10 protein-coding genes and 1 riboswitch are annotated in these 15275 nt (G+C 76.5%); of the genes, 1 reads left to right on the top strand and 9 read right to left on the bottom strand.

Annotated features, from left to right (window positions below):
• Positions 1–18: 18 nt before the first annotated feature.
• The 8 genes from ACWPWV_RS04415 to ACWPWV_RS04380 form a co-directional block, all read right to left on the bottom strand.
• Positions 19–426, bottom strand: coding sequence for a RidA family protein (locus ACWPWV_RS04415; RefSeq protein ID WP_454041739.1), 408 nt, complete (start codon positions 424–426; stop codon positions 19–21).
• 98 nt (positions 427–524) lie between these two features.
• Positions 525–2576 (bottom strand): exodeoxyribonuclease V subunit alpha, encoded by a 2052-nt coding sequence (gene recD, locus ACWPWV_RS04410; RefSeq protein WP_454041738.1) that lies wholly within the window; start codon positions 2574–2576, stop codon positions 525–527.
• The gene (locus tag ACWPWV_RS04405) at positions 2573–6112 is read right to left on the bottom strand and encodes a UvrD-helicase domain-containing protein (RefSeq protein ID WP_454041737.1); all 3540 of its coding nucleotides are present in this window, start codon (positions 6110–6112) and stop codon (positions 2573–2575) included. The genes recD and ACWPWV_RS04405 overlap by 4 nt, the downstream gene beginning before the upstream one ends.
• Entirely contained in the window at positions 6109–9558 is a 3450-nt protein-coding gene (recC, locus tag ACWPWV_RS04400; RefSeq protein WP_454041736.1) for an exodeoxyribonuclease V subunit gamma, read from the bottom strand. The genes ACWPWV_RS04405 and recC overlap by 4 nt, the downstream gene beginning before the upstream one ends.
• 143 nt (positions 9559–9701) lie before the next feature.
• The gene (locus tag ACWPWV_RS04395; protein ID WP_454041735.1) at positions 9702–10274 is read right to left on the bottom strand and encodes a VanZ family protein; all 573 of its coding nucleotides are present in this window, start codon (positions 10272–10274) and stop codon (positions 9702–9704) included.
• A 27-nt stretch (positions 10275–10301) separates the two neighbouring features.
• Positions 10302–11066, bottom strand: a complete 765-nt coding sequence (locus tag ACWPWV_RS04390; RefSeq protein ID WP_454041734.1) for a class I SAM-dependent methyltransferase — start codon at positions 11064–11066, stop codon at positions 10302–10304.
• Positions 11067–11144: 78 nt separating this feature from the next.
• A complete protein-coding gene (locus ACWPWV_RS04385) occupies positions 11145–12398 on the bottom strand; it encodes an O-succinylhomoserine sulfhydrylase (protein ID WP_454041733.1) in 1254 nt (417 codons plus the stop codon).
• Positions 12395–12862, bottom strand: a complete 468-nt coding sequence (locus ACWPWV_RS04380; protein ID WP_454041732.1) for a rhodanese-like domain-containing protein — start codon at positions 12860–12862, stop codon at positions 12395–12397. Before ACWPWV_RS04380 ends, ACWPWV_RS04385 begins: the two co-directional genes overlap by 4 nt.
• A 280-nt stretch (positions 12863–13142) precedes the next feature.
• Positions 13143–13258: riboswitch (SAM riboswitch) on the top strand.
• Positions 13259–13292: 34 nt separating this feature from the next.
• On the opposite strand from ACWPWV_RS04380, the gene ACWPWV_RS04375 reads away from it, so the two are divergent.
• The gene (locus tag ACWPWV_RS04375) at positions 13293–14726 is read left to right on the top strand and encodes an aminotransferase class V-fold PLP-dependent enzyme (protein WP_454041731.1); all 1434 of its coding nucleotides are present in this window, start codon (positions 13293–13295) and stop codon (positions 14724–14726) included.
• 310 nt (positions 14727–15036) lie between these two features.
• On the opposite strand, the gene ACWPWV_RS04370 is transcribed toward ACWPWV_RS04375, so the two are convergent.
• Positions 15037–15207: a CsbD family protein gene (locus tag ACWPWV_RS04370; protein ID WP_435738309.1), complete on the bottom strand. Its 171-nt coding sequence runs from the start codon at positions 15205–15207 to the stop codon at positions 15037–15039.
• Positions 15208–15275 lie beyond the last annotated feature (68 nt).

Genomic DNA, 15275 nt, shown 5'->3' with positions numbered 1-15275 from the left:
GACGGGCGAGCGGGCGCGTCAGTCGCGGACGGCCGCGACCGCCTCGACCTCGACGAGCTGGTCGTCGTAGCCGAGCACGGTGACGCCGAGCAGCGTGCTCGGCACGTCGTGGTCGCCGAACGCGTCGCGCACGACCTCCCACGCGGCGACGAGGTCGGCCTGGCGCGACGACGCGACGAGGACCCGCGTGCTCACGACGTCCTCGAGGGTGGCGCCGGCCGCGGCGAGGGCGACGACCATGTTCTCGACGCAGCGCGCGGCCTGGGCGGCGTGGTCGCCGGGTGCGACGGTGCGCCCCTCCGCATCGAGGGGGCACGAGCCGGCGAGGAAGACCAGCCGCGCGTCCGCCGAGACCGTGGAGGCGTAGGCGTACTCGGCGGCGTCGGACAGCTCGCGCGAACGGATCAGGGTGACGTTCTGGGGCACGGGACCTCCGGGCGGGAGTCGAGGGGCAGCGACGGATCGTCCGCGGACGACGTCGCATCGTCGCACGCCGGCCGCGCCCGTCACGCCCTCCTCGGCGCTCAGCCGGTCCCGAGCGGCTCGCGCAGCCCGCTCGCGCGCCGCACCGCGTGCCCGACGGCGGCCCGCACCGCGGCCTCGCTCCCGACCACGCGCACGGCGTCCTGGGCGCGGGTGACCGCCGTGTAGAGCAGCTCGCGCGTGAGCAGCGGAGAGGTCTCGGGAGGCAGGAGGAGCGTGACGCGGCGGAACTGGCTGCCCTGCGCGCGGTGGACCGTCATCGCGTGCACGCTCTCGACCGGCGGCAGGCGGTGCGTGCGGACGCGCACCGGCGCGCCCGGGTCGCCGAAGACCGCCACGACCCCGTCGCCGTCGGCGACCAGGACGCCGGTGTCCCCGTTGTAGAGGCCGATGTCCGGTGCGTTCGTCGTGACGAGCAGCGGTCGTCCCGCGACCCACGGCGTGTCCGTCGCGGGGCGCTCGGTGACCTCCTCGACCCACGCCTCGACCTGGGCCGCCCAGCGGGTGCGGCCCGCGGGACCTCGGCGGTGCGCCACCATCACGCGGTGCTGCGCGAGGGCCGACAGCGCCCCGGTGGGGTCACCCGCCCGCGCGGCGGCGACCAGCCGCGTCCCGGCGGCGACCGCGTCGCCCCGGATCGCGGCGAGCGCGACGTCGTCCGGCTCGCCGTCGGGGGACTCGAAGAACTCGACGGAGTCGTCGCCGGCGCGCAGCAGCCCGAGGACCGTGTCCGCCTCCCCGCGCCGGATGGCCTCGGCGAGCGGCAGGATCGCCGAGCCGCTCTCCTGCCGGTGCACCGTGCGCAGGCGGACGACGCCGTTGCCCAGCGCCGAGCGGTCGTCCACCTCGTCGTCCGTGGGCGGCGGGGCGTCGGCGAGGGCGCCCTCCGCGACGGCGCGGACCGTCGCCGCCGCCGGAGGGGACGGGACGGGCGGGCGGTTCACCAGGTCACCGAGCACCGCTCCCGCCTCGACGGACGCGAGCTGGTCCGGGTCGCCGACGAGGACGAGCCGCGCGTCGGGCCGCAGCGCCTCGAGGAGCCGCGCCATGAGCGGCAGCGCGACCATCGACGTCTCGTCGACGACGACCACGTCGTGCGGGAGGTGGTGGTGCGCGTCGTGCCGGAACCGCGTCGTGCTCCCCGGCCGGAACCCGAGCAGGCGGTGCAGCGTCGAGGCGACGGGTGCCCCGACGCGGTCGCGGTCGGCCGGGTCGTCGAAGCGGGCGACGACGTCGCGCACCGCCTCCTGCAGGCGCGCGGCGGCCTTGCCCGTCGGGGCGGCGAGCGCGACCCGGAGCCGGGCGCTCTCGACCGACCCGCGCACCGGCCCGTCCACCGGGCCACCGGCCTGCTGCCCGGCCGGGACGGCGGCGTCGTGGAGGACCGCGAGAAGGCGCGCGACCGTCGTCGTCTTGCCGGTACCGGGGCCGCCGGTGAGGACGGTCAGGCGCCGGTGGGCGGCGTGGGCGGCCGCGAGGCGCTGGCGGGCGTCACGCTCCGAGGGGAACAGGCGGGCGAGGGCGGCGTCCAGGCGGTCGCTCTCCACGGGGAGGTCGTCCGTGGCCAGCCGGCCGTCGACGTCGCGGCGCACCGCGAGCTCGTCGCGCCAGTACCGGTCGAGGTAGAGCAGCCCGCCGACCCAGCGCGCCGGGCGGTCGTCGGGTGCGCCCACCCCGGCCGCGACGAGCGGGCTGCGCGCGACCGCCTCGGCCCAGGCCGCGTCGTCGGGCCACGGCAGGTGCGTGGCCCCGGTCCCCTCCAGCTCCTCGTCCTCGGGCAGGCGGAGGGACGGGTCGTCGAGGCGCACGCACACGGACCCGTTGCGCACCGCGCGGACCGCCAGGGCGACCGCGAGCAGCACGCGCTCGTCCTGCTCGCCGGTCAGCCGACCGAGCCGCAGCGCGACCCGCAGGTCCGTCGAGGAGACGACCCGCGCCGCGTTGAAGGGCGCGAGCCACGACGGGACGCCGACGGCGAGGCGCGGGTCTCCCTCGTCCCGCACCGGGGCGGCGGGCGCCGGAGCCGGCTGAGGCGTCGGGGGGACGACGCGGGGAGCCGAGCGAGGGTGCGCGGGCGTGCCGGGAGCGGTCATGCGCGGCCTCCGTCGAGCAGGGCGGACACGGCGACGACGAGACCCGGCGGTGGCGTCCACGCGACGACCCCGTACGGCGCGCCGTCGGGACCGACCGGCGTGTCCGGCCCCGCCATGCCGCGCACGAAGAGGTACGCGCCGCCCGCCAGGTCGTGGTCCGCGTCGTAGCCGGGCAGCCGCCAGCGCAGGTAGCGGTGGAGCGCCACGAGGTAGAGCACGAGCTGCAGCGGGTAGTGGGACGCGAGCATCGCGTCCCGCGTCGCCTCGGGCCGGTAGTCGCCGACCGTGAGCGGCAGCCCGGGCGGGCCGACGCGGTTCGTCTTGTAGTCGACGACGAGGTACCGACGGCGCCCGTCCGGTCCCGGCACTCGGAGCACCGCGTCGATCGAGCCCGTGAGGTAGCCGCGCAGCGGAACGCCGTCGGACACCGTGCCGGGTCGCCGGCCGGGTGCCGACGCCGTCCCGGACTCGTCGGCGAGCGCCGCGAGCAGGTCGGGGTACCGGGCGAACGGGTCGTCGGGGGCGAGGTGGACGCGCAGGACCTCGGCGAGGTCGCGCAGCGTCGACGGGCGGATGCCCTCGGTGAGGTCGCCCCCCGCGAGAGGCAGCTCGAACTCGAGCTCGGGCAGACGGTCGCGCGGTGAGACGTCGGCGAGCGCGAGACCCCCGGCGAGCGGGCCGAGCGGGGTGCGGAGGGCGAGCCCGAGCGCCGCGGCGAGCGCGACGGGCTCGACGCCGGGAACCCGGACGGTCGCCGCCTGGGCGCACCGGGCCAGCACCTCGGCGTCCAGGTCGTCGGCCGCGGTGTCCACGTACTCGAGGATCTCGTGCACGAGCGTGCCGAACGCGGTCCCGCCGGGCTGGCCCTCGAACGGAGACGGGACGTCGGCACCCGGCGCGGCGTCGGGCCGCGCGGCGGGGCCGGCGTCCTGCGCGTCGTCCTCGGGGACGTCCTCCGGCTCGTCCTGCACTCCCGGGTCCTCCGGCTCCGACTCGACCCCGCCCACCGGGCCGTGGTGCGCGGCGGCGGTGAGCGCCGAGTAGGACGCGCGGCGCCACTCGCGGTCGGGCAGGTGACCGGCCGTCGCGACCTCCAGCACCGTCTCGGGGCGTCGCGCCGGCGACCACGGCAGGCCCTTCGGGCGCGAGTCCACCTGCTCGACGACGACGGTCCCGCCCGAGCGTGCGGCGACGGCCTCGAGGGCGGACCGCACGGCGTCGTCACGCATCGCGTCGGGGCGGGCGTGGCGACCGGGCTCGCCACCGAGCAGGCGGTCCGCGAGCAGCAGCCGCGTCAGCGGGCCGGACCAGGTGCTGCGCTTCGTCGGCGTCCAGTGCACGACGACCTGGTGCCGGGCGCGCGTGAGCGCGACGTACAGCAGGCGCAGGTCCTCTCCGAGCTCCTCGTCGCGCGAGCGCGTGCGGGCGTCGACGAACCCCGGGGAACCCACGCCACCCACGTGCAGCACGCGCTGCCCGTGGTCGTCGTGGAACGCGAAGAGCTCCTGGTCGTCGGGCTCGAACCGCTCCCAGCCGAACGGGACGTAGACGACCCCGAACTCCAGGCCCTTCGCGGCGTGCACCGTGACGACCTGGACGGCGGCGGCGTCCGTCTCGAGGCGCCGGGTCCGCTCGTCGGTGAACACGGTCCCGACCTCGGCGATGCGGCCCCGGAGCCACGCGGTGAGCGCGGCCGTGCCCAGACCCTCGGCGGTGGCGGCCTCGTGCAGCGCCTGCGTGACGTGCCGCAGGTCCGTGAGGTACCGCTCGCCGTCGGCGCGCGCCATGACCCGGGCGGTCGCGCCCTGCCGCGCTGCGGTCTCCGCCACGGCCGCGACGCCGCGGTCCGCGAGCAGCCGCGCCCACGCGCGGACGGTGTCGCCGAGCTCGTCGTGGTCGGCGTCGTCCGCCGTCGCGAGGCGCTGCGCGTCCCAGCCGACGAAGGGCGTGAGCGCGAGCGCCGTCGCCCGGCGGTGCAGGCCCGGCTGCTCCAGGGCCGCGAGCAGCGTCAGCCAGTCCTGGGCGGCCGCGGAGCCGAACACGCTCGACGGTCCGGACACGACCGCCGGGACCCCGAGCGCGACGAGCGCGGTCCGCACGGCCTCCGCCTGGGCGTTCGTCCGGGTGAGCACCGCGACGTCGCGCGGCTCGAGCCCGCGCCACCGCTCGGGTCCGGCTGCGCCGTCCGCCGTGCCGTCCGCCGCGCCGTCGAGCACGCGGTCCCCGCCGGCCGCGGTCCCGAGCCGCCCCGCGACGTCGGCGGCCACGTCCTGCGCGAGGAGCGACCGCGCGTCGGGCGCCGACGGCGCGGACGAGCCTCCGAGCCGGTACGCCCGGCGCGTCACCTGCCGCAGCCGGACCGGCGCACCGCCGGCGAGGCGCGCCCGCGGGTTCGCGGCGTCGACGGGGCGCACGACGATGCGCGGGTCGCCCAGCGCGGTCTCGCCGAGCAGCGCGTGCAGCCCGGCGAGCAGCGGACCGTCGCTGCGCCAGCTCGTGCTCAGGGTCGCGGTGTCCTGCGCGTCCTCGACGGCGCTCAGGTACGTCACGACGTCCGCCCCGCGGAACGCGTAGATCGCCTGCTTCGGGTCCCCGATGAGCACGAGCGTGCGGTGCCCGTGGAACGCGGTCCGCAGGATCTCCCACTGGTCCGGGTCGGTGTCCTGGAACTCGTCGACCATGACGACCCGGTACCGGCTGCGGACCCGCTCGGCCGCGGTCTCGCCGTGCTCGGGGTCCGTGAGGGCGCGGCGCAGCAGCACGAGCAGGTCGTCGTAGTCGAGCAGGTGCATCGCGCGCTTGCGCGCCTCGACCTCGCGTCGCGCGGCGACGGCGACCTCGTACCGCACGGCGGCGACCGACCCCTCCGGGGCGTCGGCGGGGCCGAGCACCGCACCGTGGTCGCTCACCGCGGCACGGGCGACCTCGGCGACGTCCCGCGGGGAGAGCGGCGGCTCCGCCGTGTCGGCGAACAGCCGCACGTACAGGTCGTCCGTGACCTCCTGGACGAGGTCGGCGACGTCGGGGAGGAACCCGGTGGCGAGGTCGACGTCCGCGGCCGTGCCGAGCGCCGACAGCATCTGCTGGCAGAAGCCGTGCGTGGTCGTGATGGTCGCGGCGTCGAGCTGGGACAGCGCGACCCGCAGCCGGTCCCGGCGCCGGTCGAGCTCGTGGTCGTCCACCGCCGCGAGGAACGCCACGAGCGGCTCCGGGTGGTTCACGGGGTCGGCGCCGCGCAGCGCGCGCTCGGTGGTGACGAGGCGTTCGCGGACGCGGTCGCGCAGCTCGGACGTCGCGGCGCGGCCGAACGTGACGAGCATGATCTCGGGCAGCGTCGCGACGCCCTCGGCGACGTACCGGGTCGTGAGCGTCGCGATGGTGTGCGTCTTGCCGGTGCCGGCGCTCGCCTCGAGGACGACGGTCCCGACGGGGAGGTCGCCGTAGGGGTCGAAGCGTCGCGGCGAGGTGCCGGGCGCCGTCGTGGCCGGGGCGGGCTGAGGCGTCGGCGGGAGCGGGGCGGACGTCGGGCTGCTCATCGGGCGCCTCGCAGCTCGTTCTCCAGGAGGGGCTCCCAGACGCGGCGCGACAGGGCGCCGAGCCGGGACGGGTCGTCGGGGAACCGGCCGAGGTCGGCCGTCGTCGCCTGACCGGCGACGTCGGCGAGCTGCGGGTCGCGGCCCCACGCGAGGACGACGTACGGGTCCTTGCGCTCGAACCCCTTGTTCCACAGCCAGCCGGCGCGCATCAGGGCGTCGCGTGCGTCGGTGGTGCGTCGCTCCTCGGCGTACTTCAACGACACCTCGGGCAGCAGCGGCAGCGGCTCGCGGGCCGCCTCGTCGCGCAGGGCGACGAGGTCGCCGAGGAGCGTCGCCGCGGCGTCCGCCTCCGGTGGGGTGAGGGTGGACCAGGCGACGCCGGGACCGCGGGGCGACCGACCGACCGTCACGGCGTCCCACGCGTGACCGGGGCTGCTCGCCGCGAGGGCGAGGGCCTGCACCCAGGCCCGCAGGCGGTGCTTGGGACCGAGCCGCGAGTACTCGGTGCGGACCACGCGGCGGCCGTGCACCCCGGGTACGGTCCCGACGAGCGTGCGGCCGCCCGGCAGCACGGCACGGACGTCCACCGTCTCGCCGGAGCGCAGCACGTCCGGGCTCGAGGGACGACCCGCCGCCGTGTCCGCCTCGCGCGCGGCCTCGACCGAGACGAGCCGCAGCGGGCCGACGGCCTGGGCCACCTCCTGCAGCGCGGTCCGGCCGAGCTCGCGCGGCGGGACCTGGCCGCGCCGCCACTCGGCCTGCATGGCCCGGCCGGGTTCGACGCCGGCCAGCGCGGCACGCAGCACGCGGTCGCCGACGCCCCAGCCCGACAGCCCCGTGAGCGCGAGCGGCAGGCGGTCGTCGACGTCGTCCTCGTCCACGACGAGACCTACGTCGAGCGTCGTCTGGGCGAACCACCGCGGCGCGTTCTCCAGCAGGCGCACGAGGTCGTCGAGCTCGACGTCCCGCTCACCGGGTGCCGCGGTCCCGGGCGACCCGGCATCGGCCGACGGCAGAGCGAGCGGCACGCTGACCAGCGCCCCGACCGTCCGACGCTCCCCCCGCGCGGTGCACGCGCCGTCGAACGCCGCGCGGTCGTGGCTGAACGCCCCGGGCACGCCGAGCGCGCCGGGCGTGAAGTTGCGCGCGTCGACGGTCTGCAGCGGGTGCCGGACCACGACGTGCTCGCGCACCGGTCGGCCGTCCGGCGCCGTCGCGACGCGGTCGAGGGCGTCGAGGAGCTCCGCGACCGGGACGGCGGGCGGCCGGGGTGCTCCCGTGCGCTCGTCGGCGCCGGTGTGCACGACGACCAGGTGGTCGCCCGCCGCGGCGACGGCGTCGAGGAAGATCTGCCGGTCCTCGCTGCGCGGGTCGCGCTCGCCGATCTCGGGGTGGCGCGCCAGCAGGTCGTCGCCCGCGGCGGCGCCGACGCGGGGGAACGCGCCGTCGTCCAGGCCGAGCAGGCACACGACGCGGTGCGGGACGGAGCGCATCGGTTCGAGCGAGCACACCGTGAGCGCTCCCGTGCGGAAGCCGGCCCGGGTCGGACGGCCCGCGAGCCGGTCGGCGAGCACCGCACGCACGTCCGCGAGCCGCAGGGGCACGTCGCCGTGCTCCGACCCCGCGGCGCGCACGTCACCGAGCGCGCGGCGGGCCGCGCCGATCTGCCACGTCTCCGTGGGCGGTGCCTCCGCGAGCAGGGTCAGCGCCCGGTCGAGCGTGTCGAGCCAGTGGCCGAGCGGGTGGACGCCGTCGAGTCCGTCCAGGACGTGGGTCACCCGGGCGACGAGCTCGGCGAGGCGCCCGGCGAGGTCGACGTCGGTCGAGCCGACGTCGTCGAGCGGCAGCGCGGGCCCGACGAACCGGGCGCCCTCGTCCGCCATCGCGGCTCCCAGGAGGACGCGGTCGAGCGCGGCGTCCCACGTCCCCTGGCGCACGTGCGGGTCGATCCCGAACCGCGCGCGCCGCTCGCCGTCCTCGCCCCAGTGCACGCCCGCCTCGACGGCCCACTGCCGCAGCCGGTCGACGTCGTCGTCCGAGAACCGGAAGCGGCGGCGCACCGGGGCGCTCGCCGCGAGGTCGAGCACCTCCGAGGCCGTGACGCGCCCGTCGGCGAGACGCAGCAGGGTCGCGAGCAGCGCCAGGGCCGGGTTCGTCGTCCCCGCGCCCCGGTCGGCGAGGCTCACGCGCAGGCGCTGTCCCGGGTGCGCGTCGTCGCCGAGCTCCGGCACCGCGCCGAACGTCGCGGTGACGAGCGGGGCGAACGTCTCCACGTCGGGGCAGAGCACGATGACGTCGCGCGCCTGCAGCGTGGGGTCGGCCGCGAAGAGCCCGACGAGCGTCTCCCGCAGGACCTCGACCTGCCGCGCGCGGCCGTGGCACGACAGCACCTGCACCGAGCGGTCGGCGTCGTCGAGGACGTGCGCTCCGTCCGGGGAGTCCGCGCGCAGGGCAGACTGCAGGGCGCCGAGCAGGGTCGGAGGCGGGGAGGTCGTGGCGTGGTGCGCCACCTCGCCCCCGGCGAGCCGGAGCTGGAGCTCCACGGCGTCGCGAGCGGTGGACGCGAGCAGCGGGTGCCGGGCGAACGTCGGCACGTCGGCACGCAGGGTCCCGCCGTCGTCGTGCCCGGCGACCGTCTCCCACAGGGCGGGGGACGGGTGCACGAGCCACAGGTGGACGTCACGGTGCTCGGCGAGGGCGCGCAGCACGCGCAGCTCGTCCTCCGGCAGCCGCGTGGGCCCGAAGACGGACAGCCGCGGCGGGAGGTCGACCACCGTCGGGTCGGCGTGCAGCGCGGCGACCGCGTCCTCGACGCGCCGCGCCGGGTCCGACCCGGGCACGCGGGCGAGCAGGCGCCGCCACAGCTCGGGCTGCCACGCGAGGTCCCCCGGCACGTCCACGGCCCGCGTCCTGCGCGGCCCGGGTGCCGCGGCGTCGGCGTCTGCCGACCACGCGAGCACGACGTCGGGTCGCTGCCGCGCGTAGTCGACCAACAGGTCCGCCACGCGCCGGGCGAGCGTCAGCCGACGGCCGCGCCGCACCTCGTCGCCCGGGTCGCCGACGTAGCGCGCGAGGGGCGCCGCCCACGGCTCGGCGAGATGGGCGTCGAGCACCTCCAGCACCGTCCACGCGAGACGTTCGGGCCGCCACGGGTCGTCGGCGGGCTCCACCCCGGTGAGGTCGGCGACGACCTGCTCGACCAGCCGCCGCGGCCCGCGGAAGTCGACGTTGGCGCACACGCCGGACGCGCCGTCGCGCGCGCCCGCGGCCACGCCGGTCGGCACGCCGAGGTGGTGGGACAGCCGCTGCGCGAGCCAGCGCTCCACACCGCGGGTGGGGACGGCGACGACGTCCGTTGCGAACGGGTCGTCCAGCGGGTCGGCGAGGAGACGCGCGAGCGGCTCGACGAGCGCGTCGGCACGCTCGGAGCGGTGCACGTGCAGCACGGAGGTGCCCCCTCGACTCTGTCCACGGCCGGCCACCGTGGGCCGTCGCACCGGCCGGACCGCCGGGCGCTACGAGGAGGCTACGAGGTGCGACCGACACCGTCGAACCGCGGTCCACAGGGACGTCGCGGACGCGTCCGTGCTCAGCGCCCGACTCGCGGACGAGCGGGCCACGTGCAGGCGGCCAGGAGTCGTCGCACGACCGGGATCAGCGTCACCCCGCGGAAGATCGCGTAGCCGACGACCGTCCCGAGCGTGTTGGGCAGCAGGTCGTCGACGTCGAACACGCGGCCGTTGCTGACGGTCAGGTCGCCGACGAGCTGGACGACCTCGACGGACAGGCTCACGAGGAAGCCCGCCACGGCGACCCGGGGAGCGGAGATGCCGGCGGACAGCAGCGGCAGGAGGAACCCGAGCGGCACGAACAGCAGCAGGTTGAGCCACATGCCGTACAGGTCGTCGGAGGCGAACGGGACGAGGTTGACCCACACGTGCCACGGCACGTCCGTGTCCGGGTGCTTCGGCCCGACCGGGTACGGCAGCAGCACGGTGTCGAGCACGGCGGCGGCGTACGCGCACGTCAGCAGCCCGGTCGCCAACCGAGCGGGTGTGGCTGCCCCTCGACGCCGCAGAAGCCGCACCACGGCCACGACGGAGACGATGAGGAAGGGCACGAGCACCCAGAGCGCGGGGATCTCGTCGCCGGAGTACGTCACGGTGACGATGGTAGGAGCAGGCACCGCTCACGTCGGACGGGTGCCGCTCCCGTCCACCGCGCCGACCGCGCGCGCGACGAAGACCCACTCCCGGCCGGGGCGGTCCGGGGCGTCGCGCACGTCCTCGACGACGAACCCGCACGCGGCGAGCGACGCCTCGACCTCCTCGCGGGAACGGAACCGCAGCGTCGAGTCCGAGCGGAGCACGCGCCCGTCGGGCAGGACGGTCGTGTCGTGGAACGACACGAGCGGGAACGCGACGTCCGTCAGCTCGGTCCAGCTCTCGACGACCCCGACCCCGGGGACGTCGACCCGGACGAACGTCTCGTCGCGCACCCACCCCTCCCACGCCCGACGCGCGGGAACGCGCGTCTCGAGGACCACGTGACCGCCCGGGACGAGGGCCGCGCGCACGCCGCGCAGCGTCGCGGTCCACGCGTCGTCGGTCAGGAACACCTGCGCGACGTTCGCCGTCATCGTCGCGAGGTCGACCTGCAGCGGCGGGACCGTCGGCAGCGTGGCTGCGTCGCCGTGGAGCCAGCGCACGCCGGCGGCCCCGGGCTTGGCCCGCGCGACGTCGAGCGACGCGCCCGCCGGGTCCACGCCGACCACGTCGATCCCGCGCAGCGCGAGCAGGCACGCGAACGTCCCGGTGCCGCAGCCGACGTCCAGGACCGACCGTGCGCCCAGCTCGTCGACGATCGCCACGTACGCATCGAGGTCGGAGCGGTCCGGGTCGAGCGGGTCGTACAGCGCGGCCAGGGTCGGGTCGTCGAAGATCGCGTCGGGCACGACCGCGACGCTAGGCGCACGGCTTGCCGTCGTCCACGGCAATGTGCGCGTCGGCCACGTCCGGGTGGGAGGCGCCGGTCAGGCGTGGAGCGCCTGCTCGACGTCCTCGATCACGTCGAGCGGGTCCTCGAGCCCGACCGACAGCCGGACCGTCGTCTCCGCGATCCCGACCGCCGCGCGGCCCTCGGGCCCGAGCTTGCGGTGCGTCGTCGTCGCCGGGTGGGTGATCAACGACTTGGCGTCGCCCAGGTTGTTCGAGATGTCGACGACCTGCAGCGCGTCGAGGAACGTGAACGCACGCTTCTTGGCGGTCTCCGGGTCGGTCCCCTCGGGCACGGCGAGGTCGAACGTGACGACCGTCCCGCCACCCGTCTGCTGCGAGCGCGCCAGCTCGCGCTGCGGGTGCGACGCGAGGAACGGGTAGCGCACGCGGCCGATCCCGGGGAGCTGCTCCAGCGCCTCGGCCACGCGCTCGGCGCTCGCGTTCTGCGCGGCGACGCGTACCGGCATCGTCTCCAGCCCCTTGAGCAGGACCCACGCGTTGAAGGCCGAGAGGGTCGGGCCCGTGTTGCGGATGAACGTCTGCACCGGCCCGCCGATGTACTCCTCGGACCCGAGGATCGCCCCGCCGAGCACGCGCCCCTGCCCGTCGATGTGCTTCGTCGCGGAGTACACGACGACGTCCGCGCCGAGCTCGAGCGGCTTCTGCATGAGGGGCGTCGCGAACACGTTGTCGAGCACCACGACCGCGCCCGCGGCGTGCGCGAGCTCGCTCACGCGCCGCGCGTCGACGATGTCCTGCATGGGGTTGGACGGCGTCTCGAAGAACACGACGTCCGCCGGCGTCGAGAGCGCCTCCTCCCACTGCGACAGCACGTGGCCGTCGACGTAGTCGGTCCGCACGCCCCACTTGGCGAAGATCTCGTCGAAGATCACGACGCTCGACCCGAACAGCGCGCGCGCCGCGACGATCCGCGACCCGGACCGCACGAGCGCCGCGAGCGAGGTGAACACGGCCGACATGCCCGACGCCGTCGCGTAGCACGCCTGTGCGCCCTCGATGAGGCGCAGCCGCTCCTCGAACGTGTGCACGGTCGGGTTGCCGTACCGGGAGTACACGAACCGGTCGAGCTCGCCCTTGAAGGCGGCCTCGGCGTCGGACGCGCGGTCGTACGTGTAGCCCTGCGTGAGGAACAGCGCCTCGGACGTCTCCTGGAACTCCGTGCGCGCGTTGCCGCCCCGCACGGCGAGCGTCGCGGGACGGGCGCTCGCGGGCAGCGGCTTGCGGCCCGAGCCGCCCGCGACGTGCCCGGTGCCGTCTCCCGCGCTCATCGCGCGGTGCCGCCCTCGGCGGCGGAGTACGAGGTGACGGGCAGGCCGCGCACCTTCCAGCCCTCGGCGTCGCGCGCGCCGCTGAACCCGGGCGCGCCCTCGAACCCCTCGAGCACGTTGTAGGACGGCCCGAGACCGGCCGCGGTCGCCGCGCGCGCGGCGCCGATCGAGCGCTGGCCGGAGCGGCACAGGAACACGACGGGTCGCTCGTCGCCCGGGGCGAGGCCCGCCTCGGCGAGCCGGTCCACGAACGCGGGGTTGGGCCCGGACGGCGTCACCCACTCGTCGAAGACGACCTCGCGGCCGAGCTGCGCGACGTCGGGCACGCCGACGGTGCGCCACTCGCCCTCGGTGCGGACGTCCACGAGGACGGCGCGCTCGTCGGCGGCGAGCAGGTCCCACGCCTCCCGGGGCGTGATGTCGCCGGCGTAGCCGGCGGCGGGACGGGGGGTCAGGTCGCTCATGGGATCTCCTCCATCGGTCGTGGCAGTAGCACCCTCGCCCGTGCCTGCGCCGCCGGTGGTGCTCCGGCCGGCGCGGACCCGGGGGGTTGCTGCGGCGTCGACGTGCCACGTCACTCGGCCGCTCCGGATGGTTGATCGGATCGTACGTCACCCTGCCCGGCGCCCGGAACGCCCGTCTCGCCCCGTGGAAGCCACCTCGTGCACGACCGGCGTCCCGCGATGCGAGACCCCCTGCCCACCGGTTGACACGGTCGCGACGCCTCCCACATCCTGGGTGACAGGTCATGAGTGCCAGCGTGAAACCCCGGTTTGCTGGCCGGCAACCCTCCTCTCGCGGCGGGGTGCCCCGGGTGACGACCGGGCCGCACGCCGACCGGCGTGCGGCAAGCGCGGGGAGCACCTCCCCGACACGACCTCGGAGGACCGTGCCATGCCTGCTCTCGCCGAACTCTCCTGTCCGCCGGCCGCCCCGGTCCTCCGCGCGCAGGACGTCGCCGCGCTGCCGCCCGTGCTCCCCGTCGTGGGCGCCGACACGCTCGTCCCGCTCGTCGACGGCCGCAGCGTCCCGTACGCGAACCTCGACGTCGCGGCGTCGGCACCCGCGCTCCGGTCCGTGGCCGACCGCGTCACCGAGGTGCTGCCGCTCTACGCGAGCGTCCACCGGGGCGCCGGGTACCTGTCGCAGGTCTCCACCGCGCTCTACGAGGCCGCGCGCCGCACGATCGGGGCGTTCGTGGGCGCGCGGACGGACGACGTCACGGTCGTCACGCGCAACACCACCGACTCGCTCAACCTCCTCGCGGGCTGCGTCCCCGCGAACGCGGACGGCACGCCCGGTCGCGTGCTCGTCCTCGACGTCGAGCACCACGCGAACCTCCTGCCCTGGCAGCGCACGGGCGGCGCGACCGTGCTCGCGGGCGGCGTGAGCGTCGCCGAGACGCTGTCGGGCCTGCGCGCCGAGCTCGCGCGCTTCGACTACGCGCTGCTCGCGGTGACCGGCGCGTCGAACGTCACGGGTGAGTCCCTGCCGGTCGAGCAGGTCGTCCGGCTCGCGCACGACGCCGGTGCCCGGGTGGTGCTCGACGGCGCCCAGCTCGTCCCGCACCGCGGGTTCTCGCTCGCCGGGACCGGCGTCGACTACGTCGCCTTCTCCGGCCACAAGACCTACGCGCCGTTCGGCGCGGGCGCGCTCGTCGGGCGCCGGGACTGGCTCGACGCGGGCACGCCGTACCTCGCGGGCGGGGGCGCGGTGCGCCAGGTGCGCGTCGACGGCACGGCGTGGCAGACGGCGCCCGCGCGCCACGAGGCCGGCTCGCCCAACGTCGTGGGCGCCGTCGCGCTCGCGGCGGCGTGCGACGCGCTCGCGGGCCTCGACCCGGCCGCCCTGCACGAGCACGAGGCCGCGCTGCGGAGCGCGCTCGTCGACGGGCTGTCGCGGATCGACGGCGTGCGCGTGGTGAGCGTGTGGCCCGACGCGGTCGACCCGGTCGGTGTCGTGACGTTCTCCGTGACGGGCCACGACCCGGGGCTCGTCGCCGCCTACCTGTCCGCGGAGCACGGCATCGGCGTGCGCGACGGCCGGTTCTGCGCGCACCCGCTGCTGGCGCGGCTCGGCCACGACGGCGGCGCGATCCGCGCGTCGGTGGGCGTGGGGACGCGCGGGGAGGAGGTCGCGCGCCTCGTCGCCGCCGTCCGCGCCTACGTCGAGGACGGCCCGACGGTGGCGTACGCGGTGGTCGACGGGTGCTGGACCGTCGTCGACGACCCGCGCCCGGTGCCGTCGGGGTCCGGCCTGGACGGGCTGTTCGCGACCGCCGCGGCCGGCCTCCTCGCCGACGCCGCGGCGTGCGGCCCGGCGGACTGAGGGTCGGGAGGACGGCGCGCCGGCCGTCCTCGCGCGAGCGTGTTCACCGGACCGTCGACGAGCGTTGTCCACGACGTCGCCGAACCCTCTGTGCGCGGCGGCCGGCGTGTGCTCTGATGTGCGCCGTGCTGCACGACGTCGTCCTCACGGGGATGGCTTCCGCCGGGAACCGCTGGCCCCGGAGCGCGCTGGACCGCTCACCGGCTCCTGACCCCGGCGACCTCACGCGTCGGCCCGGACGCGACGAGGGCCCCGCCTCGTGGCGGGACCCTCGTGATGCGCAGCTGTGGTCCGAGGACCACGGGTCCGACTACTTGAAGGCGTCGCGGACGTCGTCGCCGGCCTGCTTGACGTTGGCCTTGGACTGCTCGCCCTTGCCCTCCGCCTCGAGGCGCTCGTCGTCCTTCGCCTTGCCGGTGGTCTCCTTGATCTTGCCCTTGGCCTCTTCGGCAGCGTGCTCGATCTTGTCACCGAGTCCCATGGGGATCTCCTCTCGTCGGTTGTCCCGACCGTAGGCACGTTCTCGCGTGCCCGCACGCGCTGAGACGT

It is taken from the genome of Cellulosimicrobium sp. Marseille-Q8652 (assembly GCF_965112045.1).
Note: the sequence above shows the minus strand (reverse complement) of the source record. Positions and strands in the feature narration are given on the sequence as shown.